Origin of the sequence: Affinirhizobium straminoryzae, from assembly GCF_007004135.1 — a bacterium.
GTDB lineage: Bacteria > Pseudomonadota > Alphaproteobacteria > Rhizobiales > Rhizobiaceae > Neorhizobium > Neorhizobium straminoryzae.
The window spans coordinates 155,086-169,888 of sequence record NZ_VJMG01000010.1 but is presented as its reverse complement, the minus strand read 5'-3'; the positions used below and the strand labels follow the sequence as shown (position 1 = coordinate 169,888).

The 14,803-nt window shown below is 62.9% G+C and carries 10 protein-coding genes; 6 read left to right on the top strand and 4 right to left on the bottom strand.

The window, feature by feature from the left end:
• Positions 1-247: 247 nt before the first annotated feature.
• Both FNA46_RS04890 and FNA46_RS04885 read left to right on the top strand, forming a co-directional pair.
• Positions 248-2,365 (top strand): type I secretion system permease/ATPase, encoded by a 2,118-nt coding sequence (locus FNA46_RS04890; RefSeq protein ID WP_142881214.1) that lies wholly within the window; start codon positions 248-250, stop codon positions 2,363-2,365.
• A 15-nt stretch (positions 2,366-2,380) separates the two neighbouring features.
• Entirely contained in the window at positions 2,381-3,775 is a 1,395-nt protein-coding gene (locus tag FNA46_RS04885; RefSeq protein WP_142881213.1) for an HlyD family type I secretion periplasmic adaptor subunit, read from the top strand.
• Between the two features lie 171 nt (positions 3,776-3,946).
• Here the strand turns inward: FNA46_RS04885 and lldD are convergent, their stop codons facing one another.
• The 4 genes from lldD to FNA46_RS04865 form a co-directional block, all read right to left on the bottom strand.
• Positions 3,947-5,086, bottom strand: a complete 1,140-nt coding sequence (lldD, locus tag FNA46_RS04880; protein ID WP_142881212.1) for an FMN-dependent L-lactate dehydrogenase LldD — start codon at positions 5,084-5,086, stop codon at positions 3,947-3,949.
• Complete coding sequence (locus FNA46_RS04875; protein ID WP_142881211.1) at positions 5,083-5,835, bottom strand: FCD domain-containing protein; 753 nt, start codon at positions 5,833-5,835, stop codon at positions 5,083-5,085. Before FNA46_RS04875 ends, lldD begins: the two co-directional genes overlap by 4 nt.
• A gap of 354 nt (positions 5,836-6,189) precedes the next feature.
• Positions 6,190-8,289 (bottom strand): two-component system sensor histidine kinase NtrB, encoded by a 2,100-nt coding sequence (locus tag FNA46_RS04870; protein WP_142881210.1) that lies wholly within the window; start codon positions 8,287-8,289, stop codon positions 6,190-6,192.
• Complete coding sequence (locus FNA46_RS04865) at positions 8,286-9,032, bottom strand: response regulator transcription factor (RefSeq protein WP_142881209.1); 747 nt, start codon at positions 9,030-9,032, stop codon at positions 8,286-8,288. The genes FNA46_RS04870 and FNA46_RS04865 overlap by 4 nt, the downstream gene beginning before the upstream one ends.
• A gap of 248 nt (positions 9,033-9,280) precedes the next feature.
• Between FNA46_RS04865 and FNA46_RS04860 the strand changes: the two genes are divergently transcribed.
• The 4 genes from FNA46_RS04860 to FNA46_RS04845 all read left to right on the top strand — a co-directional run bounded on the left by FNA46_RS04860 (position 9,281) and on the right by FNA46_RS04845 (position 14,777).
• On the top strand, positions 9,281-10,276 hold the full coding sequence (locus tag FNA46_RS04860) for an ABC transporter substrate-binding protein (protein ID WP_185969739.1): 996 nt from the start codon (positions 9,281-9,283) through the stop codon (positions 10,274-10,276).
• Positions 10,277-10,388: 112 nt separating this feature from the next.
• On the top strand, positions 10,389-11,414 hold the full coding sequence (locus FNA46_RS04855; RefSeq protein ID WP_142881207.1) for an ABC transporter substrate-binding protein: 1,026 nt from the start codon (positions 10,389-10,391) through the stop codon (positions 11,412-11,414).
• 73 nt (positions 11,415-11,487) lie between these two features.
• A complete protein-coding gene (locus tag FNA46_RS04850; RefSeq protein ID WP_142881206.1) occupies positions 11,488-13,719 on the top strand; it encodes an ABC transporter permease in 2,232 nt (743 codons plus the stop codon).
• Complete coding sequence (locus FNA46_RS04845) at positions 13,716-14,777, top strand: ABC transporter ATP-binding protein (RefSeq protein WP_142881205.1); 1,062 nt, start codon at positions 13,716-13,718, stop codon at positions 14,775-14,777. The genes FNA46_RS04850 and FNA46_RS04845 overlap by 4 nt, the downstream gene beginning before the upstream one ends.
• The last annotated feature ends 26 nt before the right edge of the window (positions 14,778-14,803 follow it).

Here is a 14,803-nt window from a genome sequence, read left to right as displayed (position 1 = left end):
CTTTTACAGAGAAGGCTAAAATTCTAGCGGCTACCCCAAAAATTGTAGCTGGCCTGTTTGTTGCGCAAGCGGGCGGGTGCCTGCCGGGTCCCTCGGGGCGTCAGTGCGGCCCCTTCCTCGCGCGGCAGTCGGCATCACCACTCCACATCCATAAAGCTTTAACTGAATTATCCGAAATTTCCGTTGTTTAACGGCTTCGCAAAGGCGCCGTCCTAAGCTCCCCGGCACAACGGGGCTTATACTGACGATGACGACTGAACTGCCCGATAGCGGTGCATGGGCTTTGGCGCTTGTTCTTCACCTGAACGGCATTGTCACGGACCCATTGCGGCTGTGGCGGGACGCCGGCAAGGCCGGCCCCTTCGATGTCACGGACGTCCTGCGCAGTGCGAAGGGGTTTCCCGTCAAGGCCAGGCGCGTCGTCATGACCGCAAGACGCCTGGAACGGGTGCCTTTTCCTGCCATCCTTTGCCTGATCGACGGCAGCTTTGCCGTAGCCGGCAAATATGTCGACGGACAGGTTCTCGTGCAGTTCATCGATTCTGCTGCCCCGCGGCTGGTCCCCGTTGCCGAGCTGATGGAACGGACGTCCGGTCAGTTCATCCTGCTGGCCAAGCGTGCGCCCGTGTCCGATCTGGCGCGGCAGTTCAACCTCGGCTGGTTCCTGTCGGCGGCTGCGAAGTACCGGTTTATTCTCGGAGAAGTCTTCTTTGCCTCCTTCGTGCTGCAGCTGTTCGCGCTCGCAACGCCTCTGATCTTCCAGACGGTCATCGACAAGGTCCTTGTCCACCGTGGATATGAAACCCTGACCGTGATGGTCTGTGGCCTGGCACTGATTGCCCTCTTCGATGCGGTGCTGTCCGGATTGCGGACCTGGCTCTTTGCCCATACCAGCAACAGGATGGATGTCGAGCTGGGCTCGCGTCTCTTCAAGCATCTGGTTCGACTGCCGCTTTCCTATTTCGAGGCGCGTCGCGTCGGCGACAGTGTTGCCCGGGTGCGTGAGCTCGAAACGATCCGCCAGTTCATGACGTCGACGTCGATGACGCTCGTGCTGGATCTGCTGTTCGGGACGATCTTCATCGGGGTGATGTTCCTCTATTCATCGACGCTTGCCTGGATCGTCACCGCAAGCCTGCCGCTCTATGCGCTTCTCTCCCTGTCGGCCACGCCGGCTTTCCGCAAGCGGCTGGACGAGAAGTTCAGGCGCGGCGCGGAAAACCAGGCTTTCCTCGTCGAAAGCATCACCGGCATCGAGACCATCAAGGCCATGGCGGTGGAACCGCATATCCAGAACCGGTGGGAAGAGCAGCTGTCTTCCTATGTCTCCGCCAGCTTCTCGGCGGCACAGCTGGGCAACGGCGCATCACAGGTTGCCAACCTGCTCAACAAGGGTCTGACGGCGCTCATCCTGTACATAGGGGCCGGCCTGGTCATCGCAAACAGGATGACCGTCGGCGAACTTGTGGCGTTCAACATGCTGGCCGGACAGGTCAGCGGTCCGATCCTGCGGCTTGTTCAGGTCTGGCAGGATTTCCATCAGGTTCGCCTGTCCGTCGATCGCCTCGGTGACATCCTCAATACGCCGGTGGAACCGCAGGGCGCAACCGCCGTCTCCATTCAGAGGATTGACGGCGATATCCGCTTCGAGGACGTGACGTTCCGCTATGCGCCGGGAGGGCGCGCCGTGGTCCGCGGGCTCGATCTCAGGGTCCGGGCTGGTCAGGTCGTCGGGATCGTCGGCCCCTCCGGATCGGGCAAGAGCACGCTCGCAAAGCTGGTCCAGCGTCTCTATCAGCCGGAGAGCGGCCGCATCCTGATCGATGACATTGACATCAGCCTGCTGGATCCGGCCGTGCTGCGCCGTCAGATCGGGGTGGTGCTGCAGGACAATATCCTCTTCAATCGCACGATCCGCGAGAACATCGCGCTGGCAGATCCGACGATGTCGCTGGAGCGCGTGATGGAGGCTGCCCGCATGGCCGGCGCGCACGACTTCATCGCCCAGATGCCGCTTGGCTATGACACCAAGGTCGGCGAGCGTGGCGTCTCGATGTCCGGCGGGCAGCGCCAGCGCATTGCTATTGCGCGGGCGCTCGCCGGAAACCCGCGCATCCTCATTTTCGACGAGGCGACCTCGGCGCTGGATTCGGAATCCGAGGCCGCCATCCAGGCCAATATGAGCGCGATCTGCAAGGGGCGCACGGTCCTCATCATCGCTCACCGTCTCTCCACCGTTCGCCGTGCCGACCGTATCCTCACCATTGAGGAGGGCTGTGTCGTCGAGGACGGAACCCATGAGACGCTGGTGGCGGGAGACGGGCGCTATTCGAGCCTGTTCCGCCTTCAGGCCGGCCTTCGATAATCGGGAGTATCGATCATGGCACTTTTTTCTCATGCCCCCGAGCGAAGCTTCCTTCCGGCAGCCCTGGAGGTGATGGAAACGCCGCCCAATCCACTGGGGCGCCTTCTCATCGTCGCGATTGGAGTGGCCACACTCTGTGCCATTGCCTGGGCCTATTTCGGTCGCGTCGATATCGTTGCGGTCGCGCCCGGAAAATTTGTGACACCCGTGCGCACACAGGTCGTGCAGGCCTTCGAGACGTCGACGGTTGCCGCCATTCGCGTCAAGCCTGGCGATGTGGTCCGCGCCGGCGCGCCGCTCATCGAACTCGACAAGACGACCGCAGTGGCCGAACTCGACAGGGCAAGGCGGGACGGGGCGCAGGCAAGGCTGGACATCGTGCGGCTTGATGCCTTTCTGGCAGGGAAGGAGACGGCTTCCTTCCAATCGGTTCCGGATGCGCCGATCGATGAGGTCAGACGCGCCGAGGAACAGCTGCGGACGCAGGTGGTGGCTCGCAATGCAAGGATCGCCGGCATCGAGCAGGCGATTGCCGAGAAGCTCGCCGAGCGCGAGTCGCTTCGCCAGACGATCCTGAAGCTGGATGCGACCCTGCCGCTGATCGAGAAGCGCAACGAAATCGTGTCCAAGACGGCGCAAGGCGGCTTCCTGCCGCAGTATCAGGCGCTGTCAAGCCTGCAGGCGGTGGTCGAGGCCCGGGGCGAACGACAGGCCGACGAAGCCCGGCTCGTGTCGGTGGATGCCGCCATCACGGGCTTGCGCCAGCAGTTGATCGCCGCCGGGGCCGAAATTGCCAATACGGCGAGCGCCGATCTCGCCAGCGCCCGGCAGCGTGCCGTTGCCGCTGATGAGGCGCTGGCCAAGGCCGAGCGCCGGATCGCGCTGCTCACGTTGCGTGCTCCCATCGACGGGCAGGTGCAGCAGATGCATGTCTTTGCGGTCGGGGGTGTTCTCACCCCGGCGGCGCAGCTGCTGTCGATTGCCCCGATCGATGCCTCCGTTGAAATCGAGGCTCAGGTCAGCAACCGCGATGTGGGTTTCGTTTCACCGGGACAGAAGGTCGAGATCAAGGTGGATGCCTATCCCTTCACCCGTTTCGGCCTGCTGAAAGGCACCGTTGTCTCCATCGATCGCGATGCCGAAGTGGGCAGCCCCTTGCCCGGCGCAACCCCGCAAGGAGCCGAGCGCGGTGCGGACAGCGCGGATGCCGTGGAGGCGGGCGAGCGCCTGCGCTACTCGGTCCGTGTCGTGCTTGACCCCGGCGCCTCCCTGACCGATGGCGATCACACCGCATCGATACAGCCCGGCATGTCCGTCAAGGCCGAAATCCTCACCGGCAAGCGGCGCCTCATGGATTTCCTTCTCGCCCCCCTGATGGAACATCTGCACGACGGCTTGCGTGAACGGTGATGTCGTCACTGCCGTATCGTGGCCTGATCCCTGCGTGTCCCGATCGATCCGGACGTGCGGGGAACGATGTGTCATGTTTTTCAAAGGGCTTCTGACAAGCCGCAACGCAAAGCGCGGGCGGCCGTGCCACCCGCGCGGGTCATGAGACGATCGAGAGCGTGCAGCGCTGCCTCAGGCGGCGCGCACCAGGCTGTCTGCGGAGATTTCCGATATGCTGCGGGCGCCGGTCAGCGTCATCGCCACCCGCATTTCCTTGGCAAACAGATCCAGCAGGTTTTCCACGCCGGCGCCGCCGGCTGCCGCAAGCGCATAGACGAAGGCGCGACCGATCAGCACGCCATCGGCACCCTGCGCCAGCATGCGAACGACATCGAGACCGGAGCGGATGCCGGAATCGGCGAAGATCGTCATGTCGCCCTTCACGACCTCGGCAATCGCCGGCAATGCTCTCGCCGAGGAGAGCACGCCGTCCAGCTGGCGTCCGCCGTGGTTGGAGACGACGATGCCATTGGCGCCGAAGCGGACCGCATCCCGCGCATCCTCGGGATCGAGAATGCCCTTGATGATCATCGGCCCCTTCCAGAAGTCACGGATCCATTCCAGATCCTTCCAGCCGATGGAAGGGTCGAAATTCTGGCCGAGCCAGCCGACATAGTCCGAGAGATTGGTCTTCTGCTTGCGATAGGCAGACACATTGCCGAGATCGTGCGGCTTGCCGAGCAGGCCGACATCCACCGCCCAGGCGGGATGCGTCACCGCCTGCAGGATGCGCCGCAGCGGCGCATTGGGCCCTGACATGCCGGAATGGGCATCGCGGTAGCGGGCACCTGGCACCGGCATGTCGACGGTGAAGACCAGCTTGCGGATTCCGGCTGCCCAGGCGCGCTCCAGCACGTTCTTCATGAAGCCGCGGTCGCGCAGCACGTAGAGCTGGAACCAGATCGGCCGGGCAACGCTCTGCTGCACTTCTTCAATGGGACAGACGGATACGGTGGAGAGGGTGAGCGGAATGCCCTTCTTGGCCGCCGCGCGTGCTGCCTGGACCTCGCCGCGACGCGCATACATGCCGGTCAGTCCCACCGGTGCCAGCGCGACCGGCATGGAGACCGCTTCATCAAAGAAGGTGGTCGAAATGTCCACCTCGCCAACACTTTTCAGAACCCGCTGGCGCAGCGCCAGATCGGAGAGGTCTTCCGAATTGCGGCGCATCGTATGCTCGGCATAGGCGCCGCCGTCAATATAGTGGAACAGGAATGGCGGCAATCGACGGCGGGCGGCTTCCCGGTAATCGGTCGACGACGAGATGATCATGGCGACGTGTCCTCCTGGGGGATCGTGTGGCGCAAGGCCGTGGCCCGTCGCAGGCGGGCCGCTTCTTCTTCGATGTGACGCAGCCTGTCCTCGACGAAGGAGAGATGCAGCGCTGCTGCATGGCGCGCCTCCTCCGCCCGTCCGGCAAGAATGGCCTCGACGATGGACCGATGCTGCGCGTTCAGCGCTTCCACCGTATCCGGCAGCTGATGCAGTTTCGTCAGGCTCTCGGCGATGCTGACCTTCAGCAGGTTGAACAGGCCGGACATCACCTGTCTGAGAACCAGATTGTGGGAGGCCTCGGCGATGGCCAGATGAAAGGCGGCGTCTGCCCGGGATTGCACGGCCGCGTCGTCTGAAGCCGCGCAGACGGCATCGAGGGCGGCCGTCAGCCTTTCCTTGTCCTGCTGGCCGGCACGCAGCGCCGCGTAATAGGCGGCATCGGTTTCCAGCGACTGGCGGATTTCCAGAATGTCGCGCCAGTAGCCGGCCTCGCTTTCGGCCAGAGGCTGCAGCGGTTTCAGTGCCTGGTCGAGAGCCAGATCGGCCGCCGGTTCCGCGATGAAATTGCCACCACCGCGGCGGCTGACGATCAGACCGCGGCTGACGAGCTGCTGGATTGTCTCACGCAGACGCGAGCGGGACACGCCCAGATCCGCGGCAAGTGTCCGCTCCGGCGGCAGTCGGGCTCCGGGGGCGAGATGGCTGCGGACAATGAAGGCTTCGAGCTGTTCTGCGAGCGTTGGCATGGTGGTCCTCTGTTTTGGTCGTACCAAATTTTAAAGTTCTGCACAACTGCACTGTATTGTTTTCAGCATTTTGTGATTGTTCCGTTTTATATTTCAAAATTGGTCGTACCAAAAATGGATGTTTTGGAGGTGTTCTGGGGGCATCGCCATGTCACATGGTCTTGCGGGGGCGACTGGGCGGTATTCTTCCGAAAAGGTTTTCGTTTCGTGTCTGACCACGGTGACGGCGGCGATCCGCGCGTTGGCTTGGATCAGGTTGGCCAGCGCCGGATGGCATAGATCACCACTGTTGGGTCTGAACTTGAGCGGGCAGACCGCCTCGACCGGCGATAGCCATCGAAACGAACGGCACCTCTATGACCCCAGTGGAAACTTCAATCTGACTGTCGTGCCCTTGTCTGGTTGCGAGCTGAGGTCCACGTCCCCGCCGCTCTGGCGCACGAATCCGTAGACCATGGCGAGGCCGAGCCCAGCGCCGCCCTCGTTGCCGCGGGTGGTGAAGTAGGGTTCGAAAGCCTTGTCGGCGATCTCCTGGCTCATGCCAGTGCCGGTATCGCTGACGGCAACGATCAGCACATGGTCCTGCTGGTTGGCCGACAGGGTGATAGAGCCGCCATCCGGCATGGCCGCTGCGGCGTTGAGGCAAAGGTTGAGGATGGACTGTTCGAAGAGCGAGGGATCAAGGGCGACGGGTGGCAGCGTGCCGGAGAGATCAAGCCGGATCGTGCTCTTTGCCCCCACGGCAATTTCCAGGATATCCACCATGCCGCGCAGCACGCTGCCAACGTCTATCAAGGTAGCGTGGATCGCCTGTTGGCTGCCGATCGACAGCATGCTGCCTGCGAGCGCGCTGCCCCTGTCTGCTGCCTTGCGGATGCGGGTGATGTGGCGTCTCTGACGTTCGGTAAAGCCGCCCTCGCGCTCGAGAAGGCCGAGACTGCCGGTGATGATGCCGATCATGTTGCCGACCTCGTGGCTTAGTTGATGGGTCATCCGCATGATGCCATCCAGACGCTGTGCCTTGGCGGCTTCAGCCTCCTGACGGTCAAGCGCTGTCACATCCCGCGCGAGAAGCACGATGCCGCCATCCGGCTGGCGCGACACGGAAACCTCGATGATCTCCTGATCCCGGGTACGGTGGCGGATGCTCACCCGCTCCGTCAGCGTTCCCGCATCATCGCCGGATGGCAGCAGATGAGGCTCGATCGCGGGTGCTGTTTCCACGAAGCGGCGCAGCGGCAGCTTGCGCGACGACCCTGTGCGCCCCATCAGTTCGATCATGCGCCGGTTCATGGTGATCGGTCTGCCTCTGGCGTCGAACAGGGCTATGCCCTCGTTCATGGTCCTGAAGGTGGACCGGATGGTGCGCGCCGCCGCCTCGGCTGTCCGCCGGAGCCGCGACACGCGATCGACGCTTTCCTTGAAGGCGCGAAACGCGTCGGACAGGTGAACGAGTTCCGTTTCGGTTCCGGCATAGACCGGCAGGCCGGCATTCTGCTCGCCTCTCGTCAGCGCATTCATGCCGTTCGACAAGGCGGTGATGCCGCGGGAGACGCGCATCACCGACCGGATCGAGATGATCGAGAGAACCAGCACCAGAAGCGAGGCAAGCGCCACCATGGCCAGAAGACGGCTGAGCGCATCGGAGGCAGAGGAAAGGCGGTCGTTCAGGCGCAGGGCTGCCGCCTCGCTCTGGGTTTCGGTGGCGTGGGACAGATCCCGGGATACCGAATGCAGCTGTGCGACGGCGCTGCGGATGGTAAACATCTCCAGGAGATACTGCGTCTGTGCCTGGAAAACCCGCTCGTAGGGATGAAGCTCGGCCTGTGACAGCGTGGGACCGGTCCTGTCGGATTGGCCAAAAGCTGCCGTTTCGGCCACGTAGCGTCGCTGCAGTTCCCCCAGCTGGAACAGGCTTGCCGCATTGGAGACCGATTGCACGATGACATTCAGGCGCTCGCGCAGCCGTGCATCGGCGACGCGGCTGCCCGTCGCGATCTCGCCGAGTGCCGCCGCTGCGGCGGCCTTGTGGCTCTGTGCGGCGTCGGCATGGGCTGCCAGCGTCAATGTCTGCCTGCGGATTGTCCTGAGCAGGCTGACGATCTCGTCCGTCGCGATGCCGCCGGCCGGCGCTTCCCCGCCGACCGGCATCATGGAGACGAGCAGACTGTCCACCTGGGCCACCACCGATCGGCTTTCGCTGGAGACGCGATAGGGGGAGGTGGCGTTCATCAGAAAGGGCGCGCTGGAGACGAGGTCGGAGACCTGCCGCGACACAAGCGAGGCCCGGGCCAGACTGGAAAGCGCTTCCACGCTGTAGGTTGCCATTTCCACCCGGGCTTTCTGCAGCCCGTAGATCGCCACCGCCGAAAGGATGACGACGCAGGTACAGATGAAGGCAAGGGCAAAGGGCAGGCGGAACGCGATCGATGACAGGAAATGCCGGCTGATCACGGCTGCATCTCGGCATCGTCGGTATGCAGGACATAGCCCTTGCCGCGCCGTGTCTGAATGTGCTGCGGCAGGTCGGGATTGCGCTCGATCTTGCGGCGCAGCCGCAGCACCAGCACATCGACGTTGCGATCGATGAACCTGTCCGTTTCGGCGCCGAGCCGGTCGAGGATGTGCGCGCGGCTGACGGGGCGGTTGGGCGTTTCCGCAAGGATTTCGAGAAGCGCAAATTCCGCAGAGGTCAGCGTCCGGCTGCGGTCGGCAAGGCAGATCGCGCGCCGCGCTGCCAGATCCACCGCCCAATCGCCGAGACGCAGCGCATTTGCCTCATGCTCCCGGTCGCTCTCCTTCTCCACCCGGAAGGAGGGGATTGTCCGGCGCAGCACGGCCTTGATGCGCGCGGTCAGTTCAATGGGCTCGAACGGCTTGACGACGTAATCATCCGCTGCCGTTTCCAGTCCCAGAACCCTCTCCGTTGCACTCCCTGCCGCGGTGACCATGACAATGCCGATGGACGCGTGGCTGCCTGCGCGCAGGCGCTGGGCAAAGGTGCGCCCGGAAATGCCGGGCAGATTGTGATCGACGAGAATGAGATGCACCCGTTCCCGCGCCAGCATCTGCTCGGCCTCCTCGGCAGAGGATGCACAGGACGGCATCCAGCCTTCCGCCTCCACGAGATCGGAGATCAACTCCGCCATGTCCGGATCGTCCTCGACGATCAGGATCCTGACCTTCTGATTCAACACGTTGCAGTCCTCCCGGGGGCGATCATAGGCAAGCGGAGTGCAAACTTCAAAACCTGGATGATGAAGCCAACTGTCACGATCGTAATATTCGTAACATTATTCGTTTGCATTCGCTTACCGTTGAAAGATCGGTAACCATTCCGGCGGTTGCGCAAACCGCGTGATCTGACATCCTTCAGCTCAGGAATGGAACGGGGAGGTTCCAGGTGGAGGTTGACGTGAGGGCTGGCGCCGCTTTGTGCGCAGGGATTGCCGTTTGGCTGCTTGGTGCAGCATCCTGCTTTGCCGGCGACAGGCTGAACATTCTGTGTGGCGTGGATGAGGCCTGGTGCATGACGATGCAGCAGGCTTATGAAGCGCGCACCGCCACCCGCATCAACATGGTGCGCAAGAGCACGGGCGAGATCCTCGACCAGATCCGCGCCGAAAAGGATGCCCCTGCGGTGGATGTCTGGTGGGGCGGCACCGGCGATACCCATCTTCAGGCAGCATCGGAAGATCTTCTTCAGGCCTACACCTCGACGCGTGAAACCGACCTGTTGCCCTGGGCGCAGAACTTCTTTGCCCTCTCAGGCGGCAGGGCTGCCGGCATCTATGCGGGAGCGCTGGGCTTCGCCTACAATTCGGAGCTTCTCGGCAAGCAGAATGTATCGGCTCCGAACTGCTGGAAGGATCTCACCAGCCCATCCTATCGCGGCCGGATCCTTGCCGGTAATCCGACCTCTTCCGGAACGGCCTTTACCATGCTTGCAACGCTGGTCCAGCTGTTCGGCGAGGATGAGGCCTTTGCCTACATGAAGGCACTTGACCGCAACGTCGCGGAATATACCAAGGCGGGCGCTGCTCCGGTGAAGGCTGCGGCACGGGGGGATGCGCTGATCGGCATTTCCTTCATGCATGACGCCGTGACCCAGAAACAGGCCGGCGCGCCGCTGGTGATCGTCGCGCCCTGCGAGGGGACCGGTTACGAGATCGGCGCCGTCAGCATCATTCGCGGCACGTCGCGGCTGCAGGAGGCGCAGCGTTTCGTCGACTTCGCACTCAGCCCTGAAGGTCAGGCGACGGGCTTCCAGGCAGGACAGAACCAGGTTCCGTCCAATGCCAGGGCGAGCCTGCCTGCTGGCGCACCGGACCTTTCTCTCATCAAGATGGTCGATTACGATTTTGCGACCTTCGGGTCGCCTGCCGAGCGAAGTCGCCTTCTTGCGCGCTTCGACGCGGACGTGCACCCACCCAGCCAATAGCGCTCCCATCATCCCCTCTCCTTGCAGCAAGGCGGCGGCCGGCAGGCCGGTCCCGCAGAGCGAGGAGTTTGCCTTTCATCTGTCTTCAGACGCATTCAAACGGAGGAAAATCATGCGACTGACACTACTTTCCACCCTGCTGTTCGCCGGAACGGCGCTTTCTGCCCTGCCGGCACATGCGGCCGGCGAACTCAACCTGATCTGCGCGGCGGATGTGGTCATCTGCGAACAGATGAAGGGCGACTTCGAAAAGACGCACGACATCAAGGTCAACATGGTGCGGATGTCGTCCGGCGAGGCCTATGCCAAGATCCGAGCCGAGGCCCGCAATCCGAAGACGGATGTGTGGTGGGCGGGAACGGGCGATCCGCATCTTCAGGCCGCCAGCGAAAATCTGACCCTCGAATACAAGTCGAAGATGCTGGACGAGCTGCAGGACTGGGCCAAGAGCCAGGCCGAAAGTGCCGGTTACAAGACGGTTGGCGTCTACGCCGGCGCGCTCGGCTGGGGCTACAATACCGAGATTTTCAAGAAGAAGGGCTACAAGGAACCGAAGTGCTGGGCCGATCTGCTGGCACCGGAACTCAAGGGCGAAATCCAGATCGCCAACCCCAATTCTTCCGGTACGGCCTATACCGCGCTTGCCTCGCTCATCCAGATCATGGGCGAAGACAAGGCTTTCGACTATCTGAAGCAGCTGAACGTCAACGTCTCCCAGTATACCAAATCCGGCTCGGCGCCGGTCAAGGCGGCTGCCCGCGGGGAAACGGCCCTCGGCATCGTCTTCATGCATGATGCCGTGGCCCAGACGGCAGAAGGCTTCCCGGTCAAGTCGATCGCGCCGTGCGAAGGCACCGGCTACGAGATCGGTTCCATGTCCATCGTCAAGGGAGCCCGCAATCTCGAGAATGCGAAGATCTGGTACGACTGGGCCCTGCAGGCGGATGTGCAGTCGCGCATGAAGGAGGCCAAGTCCTTCCAGCTGCCGTCCAACAAGAAGGCGGAAATCCCGAAGGAAGCGCCGCGCTTCGAGGACATCAAGCTGATCAACTATGATTTCAAGACCTATGGCGATCCGGACAAGCGCAAGGCGCTTTTGGAGCGCTGGGACAAGGAAATCGGCGCCAAGGCCAACTGATGCGCATCGGGCCGGACCACCCTGGCGACCGTGTCCGGCCCGCTTTTTCCTGATTTCGAACGTGAGGTTGACCATGAGACATGGCAATCGCAGGCTGGACATTGTCCTGGCGCTGGGCGCTGCGGCCCTGATCCTGCTGCCCTGGTACCGCATCGACAGCGGCTTCTTCGGCCTTGGCTGGCTTTCCGGCTTTCCCTTTTCGTCGCAGGCGGCACCGGCCGTTCTGCAGATCATGTTCCATGGCCACCCCTGGCTTCTGGGAGCCCTCGTCTTTTTCCTCGTCGGCCTGGCCGCCCGTCTGGTCGATCGGCCGAGGCAGCGGGGCACAATTCTTGTTGTCGCAGGCTCCCTCGGTCTCGGTTACCTCACGCTGCAGGGTCTTGCCATCGGCTTTACCGGCTGGACGTGGGGCATCACGGAACGGCTGTTCGGACAACTTTCGGACGGTCAGCCCTCGATGGGGGCAGGAGCGGTCACGCTTGCCACCGTCTTTGTGCTGATGCTTGCCTTCGGTCTTGCCGAGCGCGGCTTCATGAAGGGCGACGCCTTCATCGTCTCGTGCATCTCGCTGCTGATCTTCCTTGTCGGCGTTTTCGTCTTCTATCCGATCGGCAGCATGATGGTCGCGGCGGTGCAGGATATTGATGGCTCCTTCAATCCCACAGGCCTTTTGCGCAATCTGCGCGATCCCTCGATCTGGAGCCTCGACTGCGTGATCGGCGCCGGCCGATGCGGTGTCGCCTGGCGAACCTTTTTCCTCGCCCTCATGACGGCGAGCGGCTCCACGCTGCTTGGTCTTGCTTTCGCGCTCGTCGCCACGCGCACCCGTTTCCCCTTCAAGAAGGGGCTTCGCCTTCTGACGGTGCTGCCCATCATCACGCCGCCCTTCGTCATCGGGCTTGCACTGACGCTTCTGTTCGGGCGGGCGGGTGTCGTCACCGAAGTGATTTCCAACCTGTTCGGCGTCGAACCGGGCCGCTGGCTCTACGGCATGACGGGAATCTGGATTGCACAGGTGCTGTCCTTCACACCGATCTCCTTTCTGGTGCTGATCGGTGTCGTGGAAGGGGTCAGTCCCTCGATGGAGGAGGCGTCGCAGACGCTTCGCGCCGACCGCTGGCGCACCTTCTGGCGGGTGTCCCTGCCGCTGATGAAGCCCGGCCTTGCCAATGCCTTCCTCATCGGTTTCATCGAAAGCATGGCGGACTTCGGCAATCCTCTGGTGCTGGGGGGCAGCCATGGCGTCCTGTCGACCGAAATCTTCTTCTCCGTGGTCGGCTCGCAGAACGATCCGTCGCGGGCGGCAGTTCTGGCCATCGTGCTGCTCTGCTTCACCCTGACGGCCTTTCTCGCGCAGCGCTTCTGGCTGTCGGGCAAGAATTTTGCCACGGTGACGGGCAAGGGGGATAGCGGCGCCCACATAGCCCTGCCGCGTTCGCTTTCTGTCGCGGTGCATGCCATCGTGATCCCGTGGATGGCATTCACGGTCGTCATCTACGGCATGATCCTCGTCGGCGGCTTCGTGAAGACCTGGGGTCTCGACAATAGCCTGACCGTTGAGCATTACGTCCGCGCCTTTTCTGTCGGGATGCACAATGGCTCGATCGCCTGGACCGGCGTGGCCTGGAATTCCTTCTGGACGACCATGGAGATCGCCCTGATCTCCGCGCCGCTGACGGCCGCCGTCGGCCTGCTGACCGCCTACATCATCGTCCGGCAGAAGTTTGCGGGGCGCAACCTGTTCGAATTTGCCCTGATGATGAGCTTTGCCATTCCCGGCACGGTCATCGGCGTCAGCTACATCATGGCGTTCAACCTGCCGCCGCTGGAAATGACGGGCTCGGCGCTCATCCTCATTGCCTGCTTCGTCTTCCGCAACATGCCGGTCGGTGTGCGAGGCGGCATTGCAGCCATGAGCCAGCTTGACAAGAGTCTCGATGAGGCGTCGCTGACGCTGAGGGCCAACAGCTTCCGGACCATTCGCCTGATCGTCCTGCCGCTGCTGCGCCCGGCCATCCGCGCCGCGCTCGTCTATTCCTTCGTGCGGGCGATCACCTCCATCAGCGCCGTCATCTTCCTCGTCAGCGCCCAGTACAACATGGCAACGTCCTACATCGTCGGCCTCGTGGAGAACGGGGAATACGGTGTGGCGATCGCCTATTCCTCCATGCTCATCGTCGTCATGATGGCCGTGATCGGCGGCTTCCAGCTTCTCGTCGGCGAGCGTCGCCTGCGCCGCGAGAACCGCGTGGCGGGCCTGAAGGACACGCCTTCCATTCCCCTTGCTCAGGAGAAAACCGCATGATCAACGTCAAGCCGGGTTCCGTCGTCTTTGAAAATGTCAGCAAGACCTTCGGTGCCTTCACCGCCATCCCCGATCTCTCGCTCACCATCGAGCCCGGCACGCTGGTCACGCTGCTTGGCCCTTCCGGCTGCGGCAAGACGACCACGCTGCGCATGCTGGCCGGCCTGGAACATCCGACCTCCGGCCGGATTCTGATCGGCGGCAAGGACGTCACCATGCTGCCCGCCAATGAGCGTGATGTCTCGATGGTCTTCCAGTCCTACGCGCTGTTTCCGCACATGAGCGCGCTGGACAACGTGGCTTACGGGCTGCAGTCCTCCGGCCTTCGCAAGGCCGAGGCGCGCGAGAAGGCGGAGGAGGGGCTGAAACTTGTCGGCCTCGCCGGCATGGGACATCGCCTTCCGGCCGAACTGTCCGGTGGCCAGCAGCAGCGCGTGGCGGTTGCCCGGGCGCTGGTTCTGGAGCCGCAGGTTCTGCTGCTCGATGAACCGCTGTCGAATCTCGATGCGCGCCTGCGTCGGCGCGTGCGTACCGAAATCCGCGATCTCCAGCAGAGGCTGGGCTTCACGGCCGTCTATGTAACGCATGACCAGGATGAGGCGCTGGCCGTTTCCGACCGGATCATCGTGATGAAGGACGGTGCGATTGCCCAGGCCGGCGCGCCACGCGACCTGTACGAATTTCCCGCCTCCGCCTTCATTGCCGACTTCATGGGAGAGGCGAATGTCATCGCGTGCGAAGTCGTTGGTCAGGAGGGAGAGGAGGCGCTGGTGCGGGTCGCCGGTGTCGATCATCGGGTAGCAAGCCGTCATGCGCGTCCCGGCAGCGCCAAGCTCGCCGTCCGGCCGGGATCGATCCGCATCGGCGCGTCTGGCGGGCCGGGCATTCCCGGTCGCATTCTCCATTCGGCCTATCTCGGCGGGCATGTCGAATATGAGGTGGAAACGGCTGTCGGAACGCTTTTCATCGTCGATCACGACATGACGGAAGGGCTGCCCGCTGCCACGGATGTGACGCTCGACCTCAAGAAACGCGGCATCGCATTGATTGCTGCATGACATTTCCAGCAGTGAAGGACAGGAAA

What these genes read in the sequence shown, in the direction of transcription:
- FNA46_RS04890 (WP_142881214.1), top strand. Translation starts at nt 248, where the DNA reads ATGACGACTGAACTGCCCGATAGCGGTGCATGGGCTTTGGCGCTTGTT.
- FNA46_RS04885 (WP_142881213.1), top strand. Translation starts at nt 2,381, where the DNA reads ATGGCACTTTTTTCTCATGCCCCCGAGCGAAGCTTCCTTCCGGCAGCC.
- lldD (WP_142881212.1), bottom strand. Translation starts at nt 5,086, where the DNA reads ATGATCATCTCGTCGTCGACCGATTACCGGGAAGCCGCCCGCCGTCGA.
- FNA46_RS04875 (WP_142881211.1), bottom strand. Translation starts at nt 5,835, where the DNA reads ATGCCAACGCTCGCAGAACAGCTCGAAGCCTTCATTGTCCGCAGCCAT.
- FNA46_RS04855 (WP_142881207.1), top strand. Translation starts at nt 10,389, where the DNA reads ATGCGACTGACACTACTTTCCACCCTGCTGTTCGCCGGAACGGCGCTT.
- FNA46_RS04850 (WP_142881206.1), top strand. Translation starts at nt 11,488, where the DNA reads ATGAGACATGGCAATCGCAGGCTGGACATTGTCCTGGCGCTGGGCGCT.
- FNA46_RS04845 (WP_142881205.1), top strand. Translation starts at nt 13,716, where the DNA reads ATGATCAACGTCAAGCCGGGTTCCGTCGTCTTTGAAAATGTCAGCAAG.